The organism is Alkaliphilus serpentinus (assembly GCF_009017255.1).
Lineage (GTDB): Bacteria > Bacillota > Clostridia > Peptostreptococcales > Natronincolaceae > Alkaliphilus_D > Alkaliphilus_D serpentinus.
In genome coordinates this window covers 143,114-163,412 of sequence record NZ_WBZB01000013.1, presented here as the reverse complement: position 1 = coordinate 163,412, position 20,299 = coordinate 143,114, and the positions used below count along the sequence as shown (strand labels likewise).

Sequence of the window (20,299 nt, the reverse complement as noted above, 5' to 3'; positions counted from 1 at the left end):
ACAACAGAAAACTACAGAATAATACTAAAAGAATTGCATTTAACTGAAAATTATAAATATTATAATATACTTAGAACAAAAAATCAAATTAGTTTATGCGTTAAAAAGTGTAAATATACACAAGGGAGGCTAAGGTTTTTGTAGTAGATTGAAGGTATTACAAGATATTTGTTGAATATTATCAATGCTATATCATTTTTGGAGGGATTAATAATAATGGAAATTTATACAGGAAAAATGGCTAGAAAAATCATAGGAGAGGGCAACTGGGAAGGGCCAACCCCTGGACTAGCACAAGGATATACACAAGCAAATTTAGTTGTCCTCCCCTATAAATATGCATTTGACTTTTTACTCTTTTGTCAAAGAAACCCTCGACCATGTCCTATTCTTGAGGTCTGCGAAAGGGGAAAATATACAACAACTAAGGTTGCATCAAATGGTGATATTAGAAGGGATATTCCTAAGTATAGAATATATGAAGACGGGAATCTAGCTAGGGAAGTAACATCTATTGAAGATATTTGGCAGGATGACTTTGTTTCATTTTTGTTAGGATGTAGTTTCACCTTTGAAAGTGCATTGCTTAAAGAAGATATACCAATTAGACATATAGAAGAGGAAAGGAATGTACCAATGTATATAACCAATATTGAATGTGCTCCTGCTGGGATATTTAGTGGAACAATGGTGGTGAGTATGAGGCCCATACCTAGAAGATTAGTTGAAAAGGCTGTGGAAATAACATCTCAATTTCCTAAGGTTCATGGAGCTCCTATTCATATCGGCAATCCAGAAGGGATCGGAATCAAAGACATTACCCTCCCAGATTTTGGAGATATGGTAACCATAAAGGATGATGAAGTACCGGTATTTTGGGCATGTGGGGTTACTCCTCAGGTTGCAATAATGAGGGCAAAGCCCGATCTTGTTATAACCCATGCTCCAGGTCATATGTTTATTACAGATGTTAGGGATGAGGAGCTGAAGAAGGATGTATAAGGGGTTTTTCGATGAAATTGAAGAAATTATATCGGTGGACTATGGTAAACGAGGGCTAAAATCATTGATTCAAAAAGGGGATCTTGAAGATTCTATCGAGGAGCTATATGTAAACTCCCAAAGGGTGATGATTATAACAGGATTCTGCATTAAAGATGCAATGATTGGCGAAACCGATGGTCCCCTGGGGGCTGTATCCATCGCAAATGGATTGATGCAGTTGGGTAAGGATGTGGTTTTTGTAACAGATGAATTTTCTAGTCCTTTAATTGAGGGATGCTGTAGAGCATTGAATATTGATGCAAGTATCTATATAACACCCTTTGGTGATACAAAGGGTTTTTGCAAGAAGCTTATTGAGGTGTTTCATCCAACCCATATTATAGCTATAGAGAGACCCGGTAGGGGAAGGGATGGAAAATGCTACTCCATGAGGGGGGAGGACTTAAGCCCCTTTGTACCCAATACTGACTATTTCTTCATCCTTGCTAAAGAAAAGAATATTAAAACCATAGCCATCGGAGATGGTGGGAACGAAATGGGAATGGGGAAGGTGATCCATTTAATTAATGAAGAGATAAAGGAAGGTCAAAGGATATGGGCAGAAACTGCCTCTGACTATTTAATAATTGCAGGTGTTTCCAACTGGGGAGGCCACGGAATTACAGCAGGTTTATCGATTTTAGCCTCAGAAATGCTATTGCATCAATCCCATGAGGAAGTAAAAATGGTATCGGCTATGGTTAATGCTGGTGGAGTGGATGGTTGTAGCAAAAAAAGAGAAATGACGGTTGATGGTTTAAGTTTAGAGATTAACCTAGATATTTTTAATAAAATTAGGGGAGTAGTTATAAGAGCTTTGAAGGAAGCTGATCGGGAAATAGGCTAAAAATCAGGTAATAATAATGAAAATTGAGAATTGAAAGTTGAAAGTTGAAAGTTGAAATTGAAAAATGCAAAATGCAAAATGAGGACAGATAAGTTAAATGAAGAATGTAGAATGTAGAAGGGAGAATAAAGGAGTGATTTAATGATGAAAACTATAGACTTAAATTGTGACCTTGGAGAAAGCTTTGGCTTATATACAATTGGAAATGATGAGGCAATCCTAGACTATGTCACCTCTGTGAATATTGCCTGTGGCTTTCATGGTGGAGACCCTTTAGTCATGGAAAAAACCGTTAGGATGGCAATAGAAAAGGGTGTTGCGATAGGGGCTCACCCTGGTTTTCCAGACCTTTTGGGCTTTGGTCGAAGAAACATGGCTGTTTCACCTAAGGAGTTAAAGGCCTATATTACCTATCAAGTTGGGGCCTTATATGCCTTTGTAAAGGCCAATGGAGGAATCCTTCAGCATGTTAAGCCCCATGGTGCATTATATAATATGGCTGCAGCAGATTATTCCATGGCATTGGCTATTGCAGAAGCCATAGCAGCTTTTGACAAGGGATTAATCTTAATGGGGTTGGCCAATTCCAATTTAATTAAAGCGGCAGATGATGTAGGAATCCCTAGAGCAAATGAAGTTTTTGCAGATAGAAGCTATAATATGGATGGTACTCTAGTATCTAGAAATATAGAAGGGGCCCTTATTCATGATGAGGAACTATGTAAGGCTAGGGTAGTAAAAATGATTAAAGAAGGCAGGGTTGTATCCATAGAAGGTGCTGAAATCTCCTTAAAGGCAGATAGCATTTGTATCCATGGAGATAACCCATTGGCCCTTTCCTTTGCTTGTGGTTTAAGAGAGAGGTTGCAGGCAGAGAATATTATTTTGAAAGCTCTTAGATAAAAGGAGGTTTTACACATTAATGACTGAATATAGCTTATCCTTTAAACCATCAGGCGATAATGGCATCTTAATAACCTTTGGAGAGGAAATCTCTGTTGAAACCCATAATAGAATCAGAAGCTTTATGGCCTTTTTCGAAGATCATAAAGAGGAATATCAAATTATTGAAATGATACCAGCCTATACAACCATCTTAATGATTTATGATCCTTTAAAAATTAACTATAAAGAGCTTTGTTTAAAATTGCAGAAGGTAGAAGGAAAGTATAAGGATATTTCAAAGGCTCCAAGGGAAGTTATTCAGATTCCTGTTGTGTATGGAGGAAGCTATGGTCCTGACTTAGAATCCGTTGCCAGTCATAACAATCTAACAGTTGAAGAGATTATAAAAATTCATACCGGCGGAAGATATTTAATATATATGATGGGCTTTACCCCAGGCTTTCCTTATTTAGGAGGAATGTCAGAGAAAATTGCTACACCCCGATTAACTGTTCCCAGAGAGAAAATCATTGCAGGTTCCGTTGGAATTGCAGGTAGTCAAACAGGTATATATCCCATCGATAGCCCTGGTGGATGGCAAATTATTGGAAGAACCCCTTTACAGCTATTTAATCCCCTGAGGGAGGAAGTAACCCTTTTTAAAGCAGGACAGTACCTTAGCTTTTATTCAATTTCCGAGGAAGACTTCATAAGAATATCAAAGGAAGTATTAGAAAATACTTATAAAGTTCAGAAGACTACCTTTAAGGAGGTAGAGGACCATGACTAAAATACAAATATTAAAGGCAGGAATTCTTACTACTATTCAGGACTTCGGTAGAATAGGCTATCAACAGTATGGAATACCAACATCTGGAGGAATGGATCTTTATTCCTTGGAATTAGCCAACCTATTGGTGGGGAATCAGGCAACAGAAGGAGCATTAGAGTTTACAATGATGCCACCATCCATCGCTTTTCATGGTGAAGTGGATTTTGCTGTAACTGGTGGAGACTTTCAACCCCTTTTGAATAATCATCCAATAACGATGTATCAAACCCAAAGGGCCTACAGAGGTGATATACTTTCCTTTAAAGGACTGAAATCTGGGTGTAGAGGCTATCTAGCAGTAGCCGGAGGCTTTGACATACCAATAATTATGGGTAGTAAATCTACCTATTTAAGGGGTGCCTTTGGGGGCTTAGAGGGAAAAAGACTAAAGGATGGAGATTTATTACAATTAAATAAACCTACGGAAAAACCCATAATTAACAGGATTCCTCATAATATGATTCCGGACTATACAGTAACCAATAGGACCATTAGAGTAGTTATGGGACCAGAGGATGATACTTTTACACCGGAGGGAAAGGAAGTCTTTCTTCATAGCCAATATCAATTGACAAATCAAGCCGACAGGATGGGGCTAAGATTTGATGGCCCCAAGGTCTCCCATACCAAGGCTGCAGATATTGTTTCAGGAGGAATTAATCTCGGGGCAATACAAGTACCTGGAGAGGGTAAACCCATAATTATGATGGCTGACCATCAAACCACTGGTGGTTATACAAAAATAGCCAATGTGATTTCGGTAGACATACCTTATCTTGCTCAATTGAAGCCAGGAGACTCGATATCCTTCAAGGAGGTTTCCATAGAAGAAGCACAGGAGCTTTTGGCTATGCAAAGGTCTAAAATAGATGGGCTAAAGAATCAAGAAGATAATACATCAAATAGGAAAAACCTATTTATAAAAAGCTATAATATAAATGTTAATGGAAGGATTTATAAGGTGGATGTAGAAGAATTGAAGGGCTAATAATATAATTATTAATTTAAAGGTGGTGTGAAAAATGATTGTAATTAATACCTCGGAGATTCCAGGTAGAGAGGTTTCTGAAGTAATTGGAATCGTTAAGGGTAGTACAATTAAAGCAAAGCATATAGGTAAGGACATCATGGCTGTATTAAGGCATATCGTAGGGGGAGAGTTAACGGAATATACAGAAATGCTAAACGAAGCAAGGGATACTGCTATGGAGTTAATGATAAAGGAAGCCACCAGCCTAAGGGCCGATGCAATCCTGAATGTAAGATTTGCAACATCAGCTGTAATGCAAGGTGCAGCAGAGATCCTTGTCTACGGAACTGCAGTTAAATTAAAATAACCCAATTTATATGGCTAGCATAGGGATTACGCCTATACTAGCCATTTATCTTTAAAAGTACTTTATTAATCACGTTTTTATTCTAAGCAAATTTTCATCGGGATCCAATAACTGAAGGGTGATATCATTATCATACTCAGTGACCTCGAAATCATAATCCAGTTCCTTTAACTTATTTGCAATAGCATATATTGTATCCTTTGCTTTTATCATAATAGAATAGGATTTTAAGCCTACACTATTGACTGGGGGATGGGATGCACCTTCACAACCCCAAGTATTTATGGCTATATGATGATGGTAGCCACCTGCAGCTAAGAAAACTGCACCAGGATATCTTTCCTGAGTAACCTTAAAACCTAGAACATCAGAATAGAAGCTTTTAGATCTCTGCAAATCTGATACCTGAAGGTGGATATGACCGATATCGGTACTTGGATGGATTCCTTCCCAACAATATACCTTGTCTTCAAGTTCCACCAGCAGTTCATTGGCCATTAAAGTAGTAGTTGCCATAGCCAAACTCAAATTATTGCTATAATCTGCTGTTGGATCTTTATCAGCATATATTTCGATACCCACCTCATCAGGGTCACATAAATAGATAGCCTCACTAACGGTATGATCTGATAGACCATACAAGGGCCATTGATATTTTAATAGATGTTTTAGGGTTTTGGCCAGTTCTAATCGGTTTGGAAGGCGTATAGCAACATGGTATAAGCCTGTTGTTTTATAGGGTTTTTCAATAGCACCCTCATTAAAGATTAAAGTAATTTGGGCTGGAGATTTACCAGTTGCTGAAAGCTTAACTGATTTCCCATCTAGTTTTATAACCTTTAAACCTAAAACTTCTGTATAAAACTTTAAAGAGGCTTCTAATGATGAAATTTGTAAGTTTATATCACTTAGATGAAGGCCATTTAATTGTATAGACATAATATCACTCTCCCATTGGTGTACCTCTTTTCTATTACTACCCACAACTTTTTACTTCAATCTCAAGAAAATTGATAATTCTATGTAAGTTTTCAGAAAAAGTTAAGCTAAAAAAACATGAAAATAATTCTTTAGAACTCCGTCATTTATACTGCCTCCAATATTCCTATCATATTTTATGAATATATAGCTATACTATTTATATACATTTCCCTGTATTTAAATAGGAAGTAGGGTGAGGATATTGATTAATAGTTACCATATAAGAGGTTTAATATTAGTATTATTACTTCTGTTATCAGGTTTTTTTTCTGCCTCTGAAACTGCATTAATGGCTCTAAGTAAGATTAGAATAAGGCACATGCTGGAAGAAAAAATTGATAAGGCAGAGCTGATACATTACTTAACCGAAAGACCAGGAAAGCTTTTAAGCTCCATTTTAATTGGAAATAATGCCGTAAATATCGGTGCATCTGCCCTTGCTACTTCTATTGCAATCGACTATTATGGAAATGAGGGCGTAGCCATTGCCACTGCTATTATGACTGTGTTAGTATTGATTTTTGCAGAAATTACGCCAAAGTCTATTGCGGCAAAGAAGGCAGAACGGGTTTCGTTGTCCATCATCAGGCCCCTTTCCTTAATCATTACCCTTCTAAATCCAATCGTTATTGTTTTTACATACATAACAAGTGCCATTTTAAAAATATTTGGAGTAAGATTGGATGTTGAAAAGCCCTTTATAACAGAGGATGAACTAAAAACCATTGTGAATGTCAGCCATGAGGAGGGTGTTTTAGAGGTTGATGAAAAGCAAATGATTCATAATGTATTTGGTTTTGGCGATATGAGTATACGGGATGTTATGGTTCAAAGAACTGACATTACAGCCTTTGAAATAAACACACCCTACCATGAGATTATTACTGATTTTAAAGAGGAGCAGTTTTCAAGATATCCAATTTATGATGATAGTATTGACAATATAGTTGGGATTCTCTATATGAAGGATTTATTCTTTGCTGAAGGGGTTGATGGAGAATTTCATATAAAAAACTATATGCGGAAGCCCTATTATACCTTTGAGTTTAAAAAGATTAGAGAAGTTTTTAAAGAAATGAAAAAAAATAGAAACCATATAGCTGTGGTACTGGATGAATATGGTGGAACAGCAGGAATCGTTACCATGGAGGATATGCTGGAGGAAATTGTTGGAGAGATTCAGGATGAATATGATGAAAATGAGTTTGAAATTGAAATAATCAACGACAATGAATTTATAGTAGAGGGTAGCATTAAGTTGAGTATGGTTAATGACTTACTAAATCTAAAGCTAGAGTCGGAGGAATTTGATTCTATAGGGGGCTTTATCATTGGTGAGTTAGGAAGGCTACCAAAGGCTGGAGAGATCCTTAAGGTTCATGGGTTAACCTTTAAAATTGAAAAACTTGATAGAAATAGAGTCAAGAGAATAAGAATCTTAAAAAACTATGAAAAAGGCTGAAAAAAGTGGCAAAAAAATATGTGAATACTCCCTTTACAAGATAGAAAAAATAATATATAATGATTTAGTGTTCAAAAACAAACATTGCGCTGATGTAGCTCAGCAGGTAGAGCACTTCCTTGGTAAGGAAGAGGTTCGGCGGTTCGAGTCCGCTCATCAGCTCCATTAAAATACTAATTAAAGCTCACTTTTTGAATGGATTTCGGAGGGTGGGTTTTTTATTTCTTGTAAATCCGATGAGGGTAGGAATTCAAGGGGCCTCTTATTAGCCAAAGGATACATTAAGCTGTTATGAGATATCAGTATAGTAATATTGTGATGAGGGGTTTCTTGTTTATTTATTAGGAAATGTAGTGTTAAATGTAATATAATAGAGGTAAGGATGAAAGAAATCTTTTTTTAGTGAGTATCACAAAGACATTGGATATGGGGTGACAGATTGAAAAAGCCTATAAAGTTTACAGGAATCGTAATGATTACTTTTATTCTGATGGTTGGAATTTTCGTTGTAGGGGTTGGGGCCGAAGGCTTTAGAGGTAATAATGAACCACCCAATGATAATACTCCATCAAATAATGAGGATGTATCAAATCATAATCCTTCTAAATCACCCATACAGGATGAAAACTCTTCTGAAGGGGAAGAGGTAATTGAAATCATTGGTGAGGTTAATGACAACCCTGATGAAGAGAAAATCCCTTTAGATGAGGGTAAAGTGGTTTTTTTAACCTTTGATGATGGACCTACAAAACTAACCCCATTGGTTTTAGAGGTTCTAGAAGAAAAAGAAGTAAAGGCCACCTTCTTTACATTGGGAAAATTAATCGAAAGAAATCCTGAAATATTAAAGGAAACTCAAGAGGCAGGACATTCCATATTACCCCATTCCTATAGTCATGACTATGCCATATATAGTACCCTAGAGTCCTTTTATGAGGATTTTTATAAGGCTGAGGAGGCATTAACAAAGGCTTTGGGCACATATCCACCTCCAATATTTCGTTTTATTGGAGGGTCTTCCAACCATAGTTCCTTTGAATATGGTGGTCAAAGCTTTATGAATATCTTAACGGCTGATATTAATGAAAAGGGCTATTATTATATGGATTGGAACATTGACTCAGGTGATTCAAAGAAGGATACTAATGGGAACACAATTAAAGATCATGTATTGGAGGCGTCAGAGGATAAGAATTTGATAGTTATCTTATTCCATGATACTGAAAGAAATACAGCAATGCTGGAGGTATTACCAGAAATTATCGACTTTTATAAAGCTGAAGGGTATAGATTCAAAACGGTGGAAGAGCTATCTACAGAAGAAATCGATAAGATGATAGAGCTACGTTTGATTAATCGAGTTGTAAATAGATAGCAATAAAAATTGAAAATTTGAGGATTGTAAGTTGAGAATTTAAACATTAAAAATTAATGTTGTATCTTCAATATCATAATAAATAAACCTTAAAGCTTGATTAAGCCTTAAGGTTTTCTTTTTTTGCCATACTCCTCATACAATACACGAGGGTTTGTATTTTTAAATGATGATTAATACACTGACAGCAGTTGCCATGTCTTGGGCAGTTGGCTTTAGGGCAAAGACAGTCTTCCTTATTGCATTTATTCATGATGTAACCCCCCTTCAGTATAATATCATAGCATAGATTCCATAAAGAAAAAAGTGTAGGGATGGTAGAACAAACTTGAAAAATCTTGTGTTTAAAGGGTTAAAAGAAAGGATTGAAATACTATAATTTGCAAATAACAATCTTTGAAAATAAATAGATTAAGGAGGAGTTTATGACAGTAGCATCCCAAATAAAGCAAACCCATGCAATGCTGCAGGGAGTTGAGGCAACTATAAGTACCTATGCAAATCATCATCCTGACAAAATAACTAGGGAATTAATGTTGGAATGTAGAGAAAAAATCAGTAGTACCATTCAAGAGCTATCAACAAGAATTAAAGAGATCGAAAATGAAGAAGGGCAATATAAGGGTTTTTAAGAAAGGGTGAATAATATGGATTTATTAAATATAAGTCTTCGTGTGGGATTATCCTTTTTACTCATTATTTTAATTATGCCAATAGTCGGTAGAAAACCAGTATCATCATTAATCCATATAGATTTACTTTTTGGACTAATAGCAGCCAATATGATTGGTCTTGTTGTTTTAGGTGTAGTTAATAATCTGGCAGTTGGAATTACCGCTATAGCCCTTTGGTTTATCTTAATTGGTGTAACCAGGTTTTTAATACAAAAGTCTAAATGGTTCCATGATCATATTTATGGAAAAGAGATTGTGATTATAAAAGAGGGGAAGATTATGGAGGAAAATCTCCATTATACAGGTATAACAGGGGAAGAGCTTTTATCACAGCTCCGCAGAAAAAGTGTTTTTCAGCTGGCTGATGTTGAGTTTGCAGTAATGGAAGCCAATGGAGATATTTCTGTTCTTACTAAAAGGGAGTTACAGCCCCTTAAGCCTAAGGATTTAAGAATTAATGTAAGCTCAATAAAGGAACCTCAAACCGTTATGATGGATGGTAACATGTTAGATGAACCATTGGCAAGCCTTGGCTTAAATCGTAAATGGTTGAAGACAGAGTTAGATAAAATTGGTGTAGCTGAGGAAAATGTCTTTTTATCCCAGGTAGATTCTATGGGAGAGCTATATATAGATTTATTTGACGACTCTATTATGATGCCTAAGCCCTCAACTAGGGAGCTATTATTAGCCCAACTTCAAAAGGTTGAAGCCGATTTTATTAGCTATTCTTTGGAAACAGAAAATAAAAAATGGAAGGAGAAATATCTAAAACTGGCGGAGGCGATAAAAGAGGTAGAAGAAAAGCTGGAGCCCCATTTAATGGCTTAGCTAGGATTATTTAAATTTAATTTAAATAAAAAACTGAAGGTTTTTGTAAACCTTCAGTTATTTATTAATTTCATAGTTGCTTTTTAACTCTTATGAAATAGGGATTGTTAAGGGGGCACTCCCTTTTTAAAATAAGGAGATTACGTATAGAATACTTTTGTTTACTGTTGTCTATATTGGGGCTCCTGTTGATTAATATAATTTTGTCTATTCTTTAAAGTAGTTAGAATATGATCTAAGTTTTGTGCTGCCTGCTGAAATTCTGTCTTTGCTGTTTGATCTTGAGTTTCTAATGCAAAGGTTTTAAGAGATGCAGATGCACTTTGGATTGTGGCAATAGTCTGTTGAATCTGAGACCCTACTGTCATTGATTCACCTCCTTTCGAGAAGTTTTATCCTTTAGGCCTAAATACTAATGCGGCCATAAACCCGAAAACAATTGCAGAGGATACTCCGGCGCTGGTAACCTCAAAAATACCTGTTAAAACGCCAATTAACCCGCTTCTTTCAGCCTCCATCAATGCGCCCTTTACTAAGGCATTACCGAAGCTACTGATTGGTACCGTTGCTCCAGCTCCAGCAAATTTAATTAGAGGTTCATATAATCCTAAGCCCCCCAGTATAGATCCCACCACCACTAAGCTACTGGTGGTATGGGCTGGAGTGAGCTTAAATACATCCATTAAAACCTGTCCAATGGCACAAATGGTTCCACCTACTACAAAGGCCCATAAAAATTTCTCCAACTTTCATCTCCTCCTTAAGCTTCAATTGAAACTGCATGGGCAATACAAGGTATGCTTTCCTTTTGTTGATAAGACATTGGAGACAATAAGGCGCCAGTTGCTACTATAAGAATTTTTTTCAACTCTCCCTTTTTCACTCGATTCATAATATGACCATAGGTGACAGTAGCAGAGCAGGCGCACCCACTACCACCTGCGAAAACCTGTTTATTATCACCATATATTAAAAGTCCACAATCTGTAAAAATGTCTTCGTTTATTTTTAATCCATGCTCTGTTAAAAGATCAGTGGCTATCCTATGTCCCACCTTTCCGAGGTCACCAGTGGCAATCATATCATAATAATCAAGACCTCTATTCAAATCTCTAAAATGAGCCTGAATGGTATCAACTGCTGCAGGCGCCATAGCTCCTCCCATATTAAAGGGGTCAGATATACCCATGTCAACAACCCTGCCAACTGTAGCAGAGGTTATGTATGGACCATCACCTGAATCGGTAACCACCGCTGCCCCCGCTCCAGTAACTGTCCATTGGGCTGTGGGAGGTTTTTGTGCACCGTACTCGGTGGGGTACCTAAATTGCTTTTCTGCTGCTGCATTATGGCTACTGGCAGCTGCTAAGGCATATTTTGCAAATTTACCATTTACTAGAGCTGAAGCTACTGCAAGAGATTCCATTGAACTTGAGCATGCTCCAAAAAGTCCTAAAAAAGGAACTCCTATGGTCCTTGCTGCAAAGCTAGAAGATATGATTTGATTCATTAAGTCTCCACTTAAAAAAACATTAATGTCCTCCTTCTTTAATCCTCCCTTTCTAATGGCAAACTCACAGGCCTCTTCCAAGAACCTCTTTTCTGCCTTCTCAAAGCTATTTTGACCCAACCAAATATCTTCATGTAACAAGTCAAAGTCTGCAGATAAAGGACCTGCTGCCTCAAAAGGTCCCCCAATTGCAGCACAAGAATGAAGCACTGGTCTATTTTCAAAGATCCATGTTTGATGTCCCTTAAGCATCTACATTCCACCTAACTTTTGGATAATTATTTTAATTAGTGCAACAACAAAGGCAGAAAATACTCCATAGGCAATAACAGAGCCTGCCAGCTTAAACATATTTCCTCCTACTCCTAAAACAAAGCCCTCACTCCTATGCTCGATTGAAGATGAAGCAACCGTATTTGCAAATCCCGTAACGGGAATGGCTGTTCCTGCTCCAGCCCATTGGGCTATATGATCATAAACTCCAAAGCCTGTTAAGAGGACAGAAACGATAATCAGCACAGCCACCGTCGGGTTACCAGCAGTTGTTTCTGTAAAGTTAAAGTACTCAATGAAAAACCATTGTAAGGTCTGACCAATCAAGCAAATGGTCCCGCCTACAAAAAAAGCCTTTATTGTATTGGTTACTGCTGGTCTTTTAGGTTCCCTTGCTTTAGCGAAGGCTTGATACTGCTGTTGAGCTGGTGATAGCTTTTTCTTCTTTTTACTAGACATTTATTCACCTTCTTTAAAATTTTCTTTCTAATATATATAGAAGAATCTTCTAGTCTATTATTGCCCTGTAGCCATAAGGATATTCTATAAATCAATTATGAGAAGGCTTTATCACAGGAGTTTTGGAAACATCTATTGATAAAAGAATATTATAAATTAGAGCTTCTTTAAGGGGGGAGTAAATTGAAAATTGTTATAGATCCAGGTCATGGTGGTGAAGATCGGGCAAATATCGGCCCAACAGGATATGTTGAGGCTGATGGAGTACTTGATATCGGTTTGAGATTAAAGGAAAAATTAATAAAGGAAGGATATGAAGTTTTAATGACTAGAGAAGACGATAAAACTGTATCCTTATCATCACGAACAGATATGGCCAATGAATGGCAGGGGGAGCTTTATTTAAGCCTCCATACCAACGCGGCATCGACACCTAAAGCTAATGGTATCGAAACCTTTCATAGCTATAATGGAGAATGGGGAGATGTATTTCGTCAAGAGGCGAAGAATTATGCAACGGTCCTGCAGGGGAAACTTATTAAAAAAACAGGGAGAAATGATAGAGGGATTAAAACCAGAATAATAAATGATCCCGCCTCACCTAATTATGGTAAAGATTACTATTATGTGATAAGAACTAGTAAAATGCCAGCAGTCATTGTGGAAATGGGCTTTCATACAAATCCGGAGGAGGAGGCTTTATTAAAAACCGAGGAATATAGAGAAACCCTCGCCGATGGTATTTTTGAAAGTGTTAAGGAGGTGTATCCATTGATCAATGAAAATGTCACCTGTGAAAGAAAGAATATTCATGTGGTGATCCATGGAAAAGAAGAGGTAATCTAAGGCCTTTTTTTAGAGAATAGACATTATGTACCAATACGATTTATAGAAAGCTTTGGATATGAAGTAACTTGGGATGATAAAGAAGGAAGGGTTATTATAGAGTACTTAAAAAAGGAGTAAAAAATAGGGGAAGCTAATGCCTCCCTTTATTTGTGATGGTGATCATTACCGCATTCTCCATCAATACCCTTTAGAATTCCAATACCATGGGAGAGGGCCGGTAGAATAACCTCAATGCTCTCTCGAACCCCCTTAGGGCTACCTGGAAGGTTTATAATTAAGGTCTGCTTTCTAATTCCTGCTACAGCCCTTGAAAGCATAGCCTTTGGTGTTATGCTCAGACTTTTCATTCTTATAGCCTCTGAAATCCCTGGAGCATTCCTTTCTATTACATCCAATGTAGCTTCTGGTGTTACATCCCTTGGAGAAAACCCAGTACCTCCGGTTGTAAATATTAAATCAACCTTTAGTTCATCACACATATATTTCATTTTATCTGCCAGCTTGTCCCTTTCATCCGGAAGGATTGCATATTCCTTAACAACAGCCCCTAAATCCTTTAGTATCTCTTCGATTAATGGACCACTGGTATCCACCCTTTCTCCTTTAGAACCTTTGTCGCTGGCTGTTATAATTCCTATAGACAACATTACTATCTGCCTCCTTAAATATCTGATGGTAAAAATTATTATATGTTATAATATAGTTATAGCATACCATATTTTGACTTAAGGAGGAATAAAATGCGAAAACTCATTCTAAGATTGGCTGTAAGTGCTTTATCTATCTATATTATTGCTTACCTAATGGAAGGTATTCACGTTAATAGTATTGAGGCAACCATAATAGCTGCAGTTGTTTTAGGGATAGCCAATACCTTGGTAAAACCCATCCTGATCATTCTAACACTACCCATCAATATTATGACCTTAGGATTATTTACCTTCATCATAAACGGTGGATTTTTAAAGATGACTGCTTCAATTGTTGAAGGCTTCACAGTGGAAGGCTATTTTGATGCAATTATTGGTGCAATACTATTAAGTATTGCCAATATGGTTCTTGGTTCCTTAACTGGAGTTAAGAAATAATACTTTGGATGTGGCTTTGGCTACATCCTTTTTTGTTCTACCCCTTTAAAAGAATCTTATTAAATAACTATTCAATGTTTCCGTCAAAACTAGTCATAATACTACAAAACAAGTGTTTTTTTGATGAAGGAATATGGTTTCAATTGGTAGAAGTATTAACTACAAAATCATATTGGCAAACAAAGGAGGAATGGATAAGGTGCAATTAAAGTATGAAACCAACAATAATACACTAATTGTGGAACTGGAGGGAGAACTGGATCATCACGTTGCAGAAGATATACGTATTGAGCTTGATGATATCATAGAGAGAAAGCGTATAAGGAATCTAATCTTTGACATGGGTTTGCTTCATTTTATGGACAGTTCAGGTATTGGAGTAATCATGGGTAGATATAAAAACATATCTAAGCTTGGAGGAAAGGTTGCGGTTGTTGAGGTCCCCGATAAAATTGACAAAATATTTACATTAGCAGGTTTATATCGTATAGTTGAGAAATATCAAAATAAACGGGAAGCCATTAATCGCATGTAAAGGAGTGTTATCAATGGAATACAAAAATTATATGAAGCTTGAATTTGAAAGCAAGTCACAAAATGAAGCCTTCGCAAGGGTTGTGGTTGCATCCTTTGCTGCCCAATTGGATCCAACCATAGAAGAGATAACCGATATTAAAACTGCAGTATCAGAAGCAGTAACCAATGCAATTATTCATGGATACGAAAATACCACAGGTATTGTGAAGGTAACCTGCTACATAATCAATCAGGAGCTGGAGGTTATTATTGAAGATGAAGGTAGAGGTATAGAAGATATCGAAAAGGCAAAGGAACCCCTTTATACATCTAAGCCTGAACTCGAAAGATCTGGTATGGGATTTACAGTTATGGAGACCTTTATGGACGAAGTTGATGTATATTCTGAGGCAGGTTTGGGAACAAAAATAAGGATGGTAAAAAAATTCAAAAGCCTCATTGCAGATGAATAGAGGGGAAGATAAAATGGTTTATTCAGCATTATCAGGGGAATCAAATGAATTGATCCAGCATGAGGAGACAATGAAATTAATCAAAAAGGCTCAGGCTGGTGATGGTCATGCGCAGGAACTATTGGTTAGTAGTAATTTAGGACTTGTTCGAAGTGTTATAAAAAGATTTGCAAATAGAGGTTATGAAAAGGAGGACCTCTTTCAGCTGGGGTGTATAGGCCTTATTAAAGCAGTTAATAAATTTGATACCAGCTTTGATGTGCGATTTTCTACATATGCAGTACCTATGATTGTTGGCGAAATCAAAAGATTTTTGCGAGATGATGGAATTATCAAAGTATCAAGATCTTTGAAACAGACAGCATCAAAGGTTAAGTACTCTAAGGAGCGTTTAACTAAGGAGCTGGGAAGGGAAGTGACCCTACAAGAAATATCGGATGACTTAAATATATCAAAAGAGGAAATTGTAATGGCTTTGGATTCCAATACTCAGCCTGAATATTTGTACGATGTAATTCATCATGATGATGGTGCTCCCATTCATTTAATGGACAAGGTGGAGGCAGCCTCAGAGGATGGGGACATGGTGGATAGAATATTATTAAAGGATGTAATAGCAAAGCTTGAGCCTAGAGAGAGACAAATCATTATTTTAAGATACTTTAAGGACAAAACCCAAACAGAAATTGCAGAGGTTTTAGGAATTTCTCAGGTGCAGGTTTCTAGGATAGAGAAGAAAATACTGAAAAATATGAAGGATTCTATGAAGATGGCTTAAACCATTTTGAGTCATGGAAGAACCCCAATCTTTTAAAATTGAGAAATACATTCAAAAAACTATGATGGATATGAAGATGGCTAAACAGCCATCTTTTATTTTGTGTAGAATTAAAATTTCATTTTAGTTAATAATAAAAATCAAGGAGGTGGAATTCATGAAGCTTCTAAGTAAAAGGAAAACCATACTGATTGGTATTATTATTTTAACCCTAGCAGTGGGTTCGTGGTATTTCCTAAGCCAACGTAGATCAAATCCCACACCAGATAAGGCAGATTTAGTTATAAAGGATCCATTTAGGTAGGAGGTAAAACCTTTGGAAAATCAAATTTATATTCAATCAAAGGGAAAGGTTGAAGCCTATAAAAATAAGACTTTATTCATAAAAGATTTGGTGGATATTTATGCTGATTCAAAAGTAAAGGAAGAAATAGAATCCATTGAATACCCCTTACAGTCAAAAGGTTTAAAAAAAACCATGGTAATATCAGTACTAGCCATCATTCAACTCATTAAAGAAAAGGATTCTGAAATCATCATCATGGTTCTAGGTCAACCTGATATATTAATAAATTTACAGGAGGAATCCAATAAAAAAGACAAATTTAAAATTTTACGACTGGCCTTCGTAACCCTTCTATTATTTGTAGGATCAATGACGGCTATTATTAATTTTCACGCTGATGTTGATATGAAGGCTGCTCATAAAACCATGTATCATATTATAACTGGTGAGGAGAAGGATAGACCACTACTATTACAAATACCCTATAGTATAGGGATTGGAGTTGGTATGTCGGTTTTTTTTAATCATATTTTTAAGAAAAGGATTAATACAGAACCTAGCCCCCTTGAAGTAGAGATGTTTTTATATCAGCAAAATATGGATGTGTATTTAAAAGGTACAGATAACTCCTCGAGGAAGGGATAACAGATGAAAAACATTATAGCTGTGATTGTTGGTCTTTCAAATGGGGTTGTAGTCGGAAGTGGAATAGTTGCTTTAATTACATTGCTTGACATTATACCTAGGTTGGCACAACTAACCAACACTACTAAGTATATTATATGGTATGAAAATGTGATTATAACTGGAGCAGTTTTAGCAGCTTTTACTTCATTAACAAATTATACAATACCTATGAATACTTCAGTGGTAATGATAGCTGGGTTATTTATGGGTATATTTATCGGCCTTTTAGCATCGGCCTTAGCTGAGGTAATGAATGTTTTACCAGTTATCGTAAGGCGAGTTAGACTAGAAGGCTTTGTAATTTATATTCTATATGCCCTGATTTTTGGTAAAGTGATAGGTTCCTTTATCAATTGGATTATATATTAGGAGTTGATTATATGAGAAAAAATCATCATAAGGAGTTTTGGAATCCTCTTCAGAAGAATCGAGAGGAAAAGAATAAAATTCATCAGATAAATCAAGAAGGTTATGATATGACGGTAGAAAATCTTAAGATCCTGCAATCAACCGGTGAAATTCGATAGGTGGTCTAAATGAAAAGACAAACGGAGAATAAGAAAAGGTATCAACAGTTGGTTAAAGAGATATCACCTAAACCCCACTATATTAAAAATTGCACCTGGGCTTTTTTTGTTGGTGGCTTTATCTCTATGATCGGACAGTTTATTCATAATAGTGTTGAAAGAATGTTAAATTTAAGCCACCTTGAGGCGACAAATGCTACTATTTTAATCATGATATTTGTTGGAGCACTATTAACAGGTCTTGGAATTTATGATCGGATAGGGAAGAGGGCTGGTGCTGGTTCCATAGTTCCTATAACAGGGTTTGCCAATTCCATAGTTTCACCTGCAATGGAGTTTAAAAGGGAAGGATATATTTTTGGAGTTGCAGCAAGAATGTTTACATTGGCTGGACCAGTCCTTGTCTATGGAATAACATCCTCGGTGTTGGTGGGTTTAATATACTATTTACTGAAATAGGAGGTTCATAATGGCTATTAAAAGAATAGGTACTCAAACCATTAAATTTGTCAATCCTCCATTATTGATATCAACGGCCTCTATAGTAGGACCTAAGGAGGGAGAGGGTCCACTAGGGGAGTATTTTGATAAAGTCCTAAGTGATGATTTGTTTCAAGAGGTTAGTTGGGAGAAGGCAGAAAGTAAAATGACTAAGGAAGCCATCAGCTTAGCAACTAATAAAGCACAGTTGAAAATACCAGATATACAATACCTACTTGGTGGAGATCTTTTAAACCAACTAATTGCCACCACTTATGCGGCTAGAGACCTTCAAATACCCTTTTTAGGACTATATGGAGCTTGCTCTACAATGGCAGAATCCTTAGCCTTAGGAGGGATTTTAATCGATGGAGGTTTTGCAGATCGAGTTGTAGCAGCTACCTCCAGCCACTTTTCTTCAGCAGAACGTCAGTTTAGATTTCCTCTTGAGCTAGGTAATCAAAGACCTTTGACAGCCCAATGGACGGTTACAGGTGCAGGTGCTGTCATTCTTAGTGAAAAGGGGAAGGGGCCTACGATTACCCATGTAACAACTGGTAAGGTTCTTGACTATGGAATAGCTGATGCCAGCAATATGGGGGCTGCAATGGCCCCAGCAGCAGCCTCTACCATCGTTTCTCATTTTTCAGATACTGGATTCAAGCCTGAAGACTATGATTTAATTATTACCGGAGACCTAGGGATATATGGAGGAGAAATTGCAATTGAGTTGGTTAGAAATCGAGGATTAGATATAATGAAAAACTACTCTGATTGTGGGATAGAGATTTTCAATGGAAAAAAGCAGGATACTCATGCAGGAGGCAGTGGTTGTGGTTGTTCTGCAGTAGTTTTTTGTGGCTATTTATATAAAAAGTTAGTAGAGAAAAAGTATCGAAAAATATTGCTGGTTTCTACGGGTGCGCTATTCTCTCCTTTAAGTCTTCAACAGGGAGAGTCTATCCCAAGTATAGCCCACGCTGTTACCATTGAATGCAATTAATATTTTATAGGAGGATTTACTATGTCATACCTATGGGCATTCATAGTAGGAGGTTTAATTTGTGTAATAGGACAGCTCCTAATGGATACAACAAAGCTAGCACCTGCCCATGTGCTGGTGATTTTCGTAACCTTAGGGGTTATTCTTACTGCATTAGGTATATATCAACCTTTGGTAGATTTAGGGGGTGCAGGGGCTACAATTCCTTTGCCAGGGTTTGGGTATTCCTTAGCAAAGGGAGTTATAAAGGGTGTAAATGAAAAGGGTTTTTTTGGAGTTTTTACTGGGGGAATAGAAGCAACCGCTGGTGGAATTACAGCTGCTGTAGTTTTTGGATATATGATGGCAGTTCTGTTTAATCCTAAAACGAAGTAGAGGAATGAATAATGAGTAAATTGAAATGAGTAATGAAAAAAATAAAAGAAATAATAAAGGATAAGATAAAAAAAGATCTCCACTTAGCAAATATTCAATTATAAGCTTTTCCTGAGAAAGGATTGATTCAATATGTATAACAAAAGAAAAATCATTGTGGTAACCGATGGAGATAGATGCGCTCAAAGAACAATAGAGAAGGCGGTTAAAAACATAGGAGGAAGATGTATATCCCAATCAGGGGGAAATCCAACACCCTTATCTGCAGAAAAAATCATTGCTTTAATAAAGGAAGCCGTCCATGATCCCGTTGTGGTTATGACCGATGATGAAGGTAACGAGAATACTGGAATAGGCGAGAAGGTAATCAAAACCCTGATGAATCACCCTGATATTGAGGTTTTAGGAGTAATAGCAGTAGCTTCCAATACCAAGGATGTTGATGGGGTTCATGTTGATTTTTCTATTGATGCTTTGGGTAAAATTACAAAGAAACCCGTGGATAAGGATGGTATAGAAACAGAAAAAGAGGTTTTATATGGCGATACGGTGGATGTATTAGAAAAGGGGCCTAAGCCCCCAGTCATCATTGGAATAGGAGATATCGGCAAAATGCAGGGGAAGGACGATTGGAGAATCGGAGCCCCTATTATTACAAAGGCTTTAAATGAAATAATGAAACAGAGTCATTAAAAAAGAAGCTGCAGAATCTGCAGCTTCTTATACT

The 20,299-nt window shown here is 36.8% G+C and carries 30 protein-coding genes, 1 tRNA gene and 1 pseudogene; 25 read left to right on the top strand and 7 right to left on the bottom strand.

The window, feature by feature from the left end:
* The first annotated feature begins 216 nt into the window (after positions 1–216).
* From F8153_RS04805 to F8153_RS04780, 6 genes are all read left to right on the top strand, one after another.
* The gene (locus F8153_RS04805) at positions 217–1,002 is read left to right on the top strand and encodes a putative hydro-lyase (RefSeq protein WP_151865227.1); all 786 of its coding nucleotides are present in this window, start codon (positions 217–219) and stop codon (positions 1,000–1,002) included.
* Entirely contained in the window at positions 995–1,891 is an 897-nt protein-coding gene (locus F8153_RS04800) for a DUF4392 domain-containing protein (protein ID WP_151865226.1), read from the top strand. Before F8153_RS04805 ends, F8153_RS04800 begins: the two co-directional genes overlap by 8 nt.
* A 141-nt stretch (positions 1,892–2,032) precedes the next feature.
* Entirely contained in the window at positions 2,033–2,794 is a 762-nt protein-coding gene (locus F8153_RS04795) for a LamB/YcsF family protein (RefSeq protein ID WP_330577648.1), read from the top strand.
* A 19-nt stretch (positions 2,795–2,813) separates the two neighbouring features.
* The gene (gene pxpB, locus F8153_RS04790) at positions 2,814–3,566 is read left to right on the top strand and encodes a 5-oxoprolinase subunit PxpB (RefSeq protein ID WP_151865225.1); all 753 of its coding nucleotides are present in this window, start codon (positions 2,814–2,816) and stop codon (positions 3,564–3,566) included.
* The gene (locus F8153_RS04785; RefSeq protein ID WP_151865224.1) at positions 3,559–4,596 is read left to right on the top strand and encodes a 5-oxoprolinase subunit C family protein; all 1,038 of its coding nucleotides are present in this window, start codon (positions 3,559–3,561) and stop codon (positions 4,594–4,596) included. Before pxpB ends, F8153_RS04785 begins: the two co-directional genes overlap by 8 nt.
* A gap of 34 nt (positions 4,597–4,630) precedes the next feature.
* Entirely contained in the window at positions 4,631–4,945 is a 315-nt protein-coding gene (locus tag F8153_RS04780) for a YbjQ family protein (RefSeq protein ID WP_151865223.1), read from the top strand.
* A 69-nt stretch (positions 4,946–5,014) separates the two neighbouring features.
* On the opposite strand, the gene F8153_RS04775 is transcribed toward F8153_RS04780, so the two are convergent.
* Entirely contained in the window at positions 5,015–5,884 is an 870-nt protein-coding gene (locus F8153_RS04775; protein ID WP_151865222.1) for a VOC family protein, read from the bottom strand.
* A 244-nt stretch (positions 5,885–6,128) separates the two neighbouring features.
* On the opposite strand from F8153_RS04775, the gene F8153_RS04770 reads away from it, so the two are divergent.
* From F8153_RS04770 to F8153_RS04760, 3 genes are all read left to right on the top strand, one after another.
* Positions 6,129–7,388: an HlyC/CorC family transporter gene (locus F8153_RS04770; protein WP_330577646.1), complete on the top strand. Its 1,260-nt coding sequence runs from the start codon at positions 6,129–6,131 to the stop codon at positions 7,386–7,388.
* Between the two features lie 88 nt (positions 7,389–7,476).
* Positions 7,477–7,553 (top strand) — tRNA-Thr (locus tag F8153_RS04765).
* Between the two features lie 274 nt (positions 7,554–7,827).
* A complete protein-coding gene (locus F8153_RS04760) occupies positions 7,828–8,763 on the top strand; it encodes a polysaccharide deacetylase family protein (RefSeq protein ID WP_151865221.1) in 936 nt (311 codons plus the stop codon).
* A gap of 100 nt (positions 8,764–8,863) precedes the next feature.
* Here the strand turns inward: F8153_RS04760 and F8153_RS16000 are convergent, their stop codons facing one another.
* Entirely contained in the window at positions 8,864–9,016 is a 153-nt protein-coding gene (locus F8153_RS16000) for a hypothetical protein (protein WP_192929654.1), read from the bottom strand.
* Positions 9,017–9,188: 172 nt separating this feature from the next.
* Between F8153_RS16000 and F8153_RS04755 the strand changes: the two genes are divergently transcribed.
* Positions 9,189–9,395: a hypothetical protein gene (locus tag F8153_RS04755; RefSeq protein WP_151865220.1), complete on the top strand. Its 207-nt coding sequence runs from the start codon at positions 9,189–9,191 to the stop codon at positions 9,393–9,395.
* 15 nt (positions 9,396–9,410) lie between these two features.
* Complete coding sequence (locus F8153_RS04750; protein WP_151865219.1) at positions 9,411–10,268, top strand: DUF421 domain-containing protein; 858 nt, start codon at positions 9,411–9,413, stop codon at positions 10,266–10,268.
* 161 nt (positions 10,269–10,429) lie between these two features.
* Here F8153_RS04750 and F8153_RS04745 read toward each other — a convergent pair whose 3' ends face one another.
* From F8153_RS04745 to spoVAC (F8153_RS04730), 4 genes are read right to left on the bottom strand one after another with little or no spacing between them, the layout of a single operon-like run.
* Positions 10,430–10,636 carry a DUF1657 domain-containing protein gene (locus F8153_RS04745; RefSeq protein ID WP_151865218.1) on the bottom strand — a complete coding sequence of 69 codons (207 nt, stop codon included), beginning with the start codon at positions 10,634–10,636 and terminating at the stop codon, positions 10,430–10,432.
* Between the two features lie 24 nt (positions 10,637–10,660).
* On the bottom strand, positions 10,661–11,014 hold the full coding sequence (spoVAE, locus tag F8153_RS04740; RefSeq protein WP_151865217.1) for a stage V sporulation protein AE: 354 nt from the start codon (positions 11,012–11,014) through the stop codon (positions 10,661–10,663).
* A 14-nt stretch (positions 11,015–11,028) separates the two neighbouring features.
* The gene (gene spoVAD, locus F8153_RS04735) at positions 11,029–12,030 is read right to left on the bottom strand and encodes a stage V sporulation protein AD (protein ID WP_151865216.1); all 1,002 of its coding nucleotides are present in this window, start codon (positions 12,028–12,030) and stop codon (positions 11,029–11,031) included.
* Positions 12,031–12,510: a stage V sporulation protein AC gene (gene spoVAC / locus F8153_RS04730; protein WP_151865215.1), complete on the bottom strand. Its 480-nt coding sequence runs from the start codon at positions 12,508–12,510 to the stop codon at positions 12,031–12,033.
* A 183-nt stretch (positions 12,511–12,693) separates the two neighbouring features.
* Between spoVAC (F8153_RS04730) and F8153_RS04725 the strand changes: the two genes are divergently transcribed.
* The gene (locus F8153_RS04725; RefSeq protein WP_151865214.1) at positions 12,694–13,356 is read left to right on the top strand and encodes an N-acetylmuramoyl-L-alanine amidase family protein; all 663 of its coding nucleotides are present in this window, start codon (positions 12,694–12,696) and stop codon (positions 13,354–13,356) included.
* Between the two features lie 24 nt (positions 13,357–13,380).
* Positions 13,381–13,476, top strand: a pseudogene (locus F8153_RS16715) (stalk domain-containing protein); the annotation flags it as partial.
* A 26-nt stretch (positions 13,477–13,502) separates the two neighbouring features.
* Here the strand turns inward: F8153_RS16715 and F8153_RS04715 are convergent.
* Positions 13,503–14,006, bottom strand: coding sequence for a MogA/MoaB family molybdenum cofactor biosynthesis protein (locus F8153_RS04715; protein ID WP_151865213.1), 504 nt, complete (start codon positions 14,004–14,006; stop codon positions 13,503–13,505).
* Between the two features lie 93 nt (positions 14,007–14,099).
* Between F8153_RS04715 and F8153_RS04710 the strand changes: the two genes are divergently transcribed.
* The 12 genes from F8153_RS04710 (at position 14,100) to F8153_RS04665 (ending at position 20,265) form a co-directional block, all read left to right on the top strand.
* The gene (locus F8153_RS04710) at positions 14,100–14,447 is read left to right on the top strand and encodes a phage holin family protein (RefSeq protein WP_151865212.1); all 348 of its coding nucleotides are present in this window, start codon (positions 14,100–14,102) and stop codon (positions 14,445–14,447) included.
* 190 nt (positions 14,448–14,637) lie between these two features.
* Positions 14,638–14,982, top strand: a complete 345-nt coding sequence (gene spoIIAA, locus F8153_RS04705) for an anti-sigma F factor antagonist (protein ID WP_151865211.1) — start codon at positions 14,638–14,640, stop codon at positions 14,980–14,982.
* 13 nt (positions 14,983–14,995) lie between these two features.
* Entirely contained in the window at positions 14,996–15,436 is a 441-nt protein-coding gene (gene spoIIAB, locus F8153_RS04700) for an anti-sigma F factor (protein WP_151865210.1), read from the top strand.
* On the top strand, positions 15,429–16,214 hold the full coding sequence (sigF, locus tag F8153_RS04695) for an RNA polymerase sporulation sigma factor SigF (RefSeq protein ID WP_330577640.1): 786 nt from the start codon (positions 15,429–15,431) through the stop codon (positions 16,212–16,214). The genes spoIIAB and sigF overlap by 8 nt, the downstream gene beginning before the upstream one ends.
* 157 nt (positions 16,215–16,371) lie before the next feature.
* The gene (locus F8153_RS15995) at positions 16,372–16,518 is read left to right on the top strand and encodes a hypothetical protein (protein ID WP_192929653.1); all 147 of its coding nucleotides are present in this window, start codon (positions 16,372–16,374) and stop codon (positions 16,516–16,518) included.
* Positions 16,519–16,530: 12 nt separating this feature from the next.
* Positions 16,531–17,145 (top strand): stage V sporulation protein AA, encoded by a 615-nt coding sequence (locus F8153_RS04690; RefSeq protein ID WP_151865208.1) that lies wholly within the window; start codon positions 16,531–16,533, stop codon positions 17,143–17,145.
* Positions 17,146–17,148: 3 nt separating this feature from the next.
* Positions 17,149–17,556, top strand: coding sequence for a stage V sporulation protein AB (locus F8153_RS04685; RefSeq protein ID WP_151865207.1), 408 nt, complete (start codon positions 17,149–17,151; stop codon positions 17,554–17,556).
* Between the two features lie 11 nt (positions 17,557–17,567).
* Complete coding sequence (locus tag F8153_RS15990) at positions 17,568–17,714, top strand: hypothetical protein (protein ID WP_192929652.1); 147 nt, start codon at positions 17,568–17,570, stop codon at positions 17,712–17,714.
* 9 nt (positions 17,715–17,723) lie between these two features.
* The gene (spoVAC, locus tag F8153_RS04680) at positions 17,724–18,173 is read left to right on the top strand and encodes a stage V sporulation protein AC (RefSeq protein ID WP_151865206.1); all 450 of its coding nucleotides are present in this window, start codon (positions 17,724–17,726) and stop codon (positions 18,171–18,173) included.
* A gap of 10 nt (positions 18,174–18,183) precedes the next feature.
* The gene (gene spoVAD / locus F8153_RS04675) at positions 18,184–19,197 is read left to right on the top strand and encodes a stage V sporulation protein AD (protein WP_151865205.1); all 1,014 of its coding nucleotides are present in this window, start codon (positions 18,184–18,186) and stop codon (positions 19,195–19,197) included.
* A 21-nt stretch (positions 19,198–19,218) separates the two neighbouring features.
* Positions 19,219–19,572 (top strand): stage V sporulation protein AE, encoded by a 354-nt coding sequence (gene spoVAE, locus F8153_RS04670; protein WP_151865204.1) that lies wholly within the window; start codon positions 19,219–19,221, stop codon positions 19,570–19,572.
* A gap of 132 nt (positions 19,573–19,704) precedes the next feature.
* Complete coding sequence (locus F8153_RS04665) at positions 19,705–20,265, top strand: stage V sporulation protein AE (RefSeq protein ID WP_151865203.1); 561 nt, start codon at positions 19,705–19,707, stop codon at positions 20,263–20,265.
* Positions 20,266–20,299 lie beyond the last annotated feature (34 nt).

Coding starts and splice junctions, on each gene's coding strand:
- F8153_RS04805 (WP_151865227.1), top strand. CDS start 217: ATGGAAATTTATACAGGAAAAATGGCTAGAAAAATCATAGGAGAGGGC.
- F8153_RS04800 (WP_151865226.1), top strand. CDS start 995: ATGTATAAGGGGTTTTTCGATGAAATTGAAGAAATTATATCGGTGGAC.
- F8153_RS04795 (WP_330577648.1), top strand. CDS start 2,033: ATGATGAAAACTATAGACTTAAATTGTGACCTTGGAGAAAGCTTTGGC.
- pxpB (WP_151865225.1), top strand. CDS start 2,814: ATGACTGAATATAGCTTATCCTTTAAACCATCAGGCGATAATGGCATC.
- F8153_RS04785 (WP_151865224.1), top strand. CDS start 3,559: ATGACTAAAATACAAATATTAAAGGCAGGAATTCTTACTACTATTCAG.
- F8153_RS04780 (WP_151865223.1), top strand. CDS start 4,631: ATGATTGTAATTAATACCTCGGAGATTCCAGGTAGAGAGGTTTCTGAA.
- F8153_RS04775 (WP_151865222.1), bottom strand. CDS start 5,884: ATGTCTATACAATTAAATGGCCTTCATCTAAGTGATATAAACTTACAA.
- F8153_RS16000 (WP_192929654.1), bottom strand. CDS start 9,016: ATGAATAAATGCAATAAGGAAGACTGTCTTTGCCCTAAAGCCAACTGC.
- F8153_RS04755 (WP_151865220.1), top strand. CDS start 9,189: ATGACAGTAGCATCCCAAATAAAGCAAACCCATGCAATGCTGCAGGGA.
- F8153_RS04750 (WP_151865219.1), top strand. CDS start 9,411: ATGGATTTATTAAATATAAGTCTTCGTGTGGGATTATCCTTTTTACTC.
- F8153_RS04745 (WP_151865218.1), bottom strand. CDS start 10,636: ATGACAGTAGGGTCTCAGATTCAACAGACTATTGCCACAATCCAAAGT.
- spoVAD (WP_151865216.1), bottom strand. CDS start 12,030: ATGCTTAAGGGACATCAAACATGGATCTTTGAAAATAGACCAGTGCTT.
- spoVAC (WP_151865215.1), bottom strand. CDS start 12,510: ATGTCTAGTAAAAAGAAGAAAAAGCTATCACCAGCTCAACAGCAGTAT.
- F8153_RS04715 (WP_151865213.1), bottom strand. CDS start 14,006: ATGTTGTCTATAGGAATTATAACAGCCAGCGACAAAGGTTCTAAAGGA.
- F8153_RS04710 (WP_151865212.1), top strand. CDS start 14,100: ATGCGAAAACTCATTCTAAGATTGGCTGTAAGTGCTTTATCTATCTAT.
- spoIIAA (WP_151865211.1), top strand. CDS start 14,638: ATGGATAAGGTGCAATTAAAGTATGAAACCAACAATAATACACTAATT.
- spoIIAB (WP_151865210.1), top strand. CDS start 14,996: ATGGAATACAAAAATTATATGAAGCTTGAATTTGAAAGCAAGTCACAA.
- sigF (WP_330577640.1), top strand. CDS start 15,429: ATGAATAGAGGGGAAGATAAAATGGTTTATTCAGCATTATCAGGGGAA.
- F8153_RS15995 (WP_192929653.1), top strand. CDS start 16,372: ATGAAGCTTCTAAGTAAAAGGAAAACCATACTGATTGGTATTATTATT.
- F8153_RS04685 (WP_151865207.1), top strand. CDS start 17,149: ATGAAAAACATTATAGCTGTGATTGTTGGTCTTTCAAATGGGGTTGTA.
- F8153_RS15990 (WP_192929652.1), top strand. CDS start 17,568: ATGAGAAAAAATCATCATAAGGAGTTTTGGAATCCTCTTCAGAAGAAT.
- spoVAC (WP_151865206.1), top strand. CDS start 17,724: ATGAAAAGACAAACGGAGAATAAGAAAAGGTATCAACAGTTGGTTAAA.
- spoVAD (WP_151865205.1), top strand. CDS start 18,184: ATGGCTATTAAAAGAATAGGTACTCAAACCATTAAATTTGTCAATCCT.
- spoVAE (WP_151865204.1), top strand. CDS start 19,219: ATGTCATACCTATGGGCATTCATAGTAGGAGGTTTAATTTGTGTAATA.
- F8153_RS04665 (WP_151865203.1), top strand. CDS start 19,705: ATGTATAACAAAAGAAAAATCATTGTGGTAACCGATGGAGATAGATGC.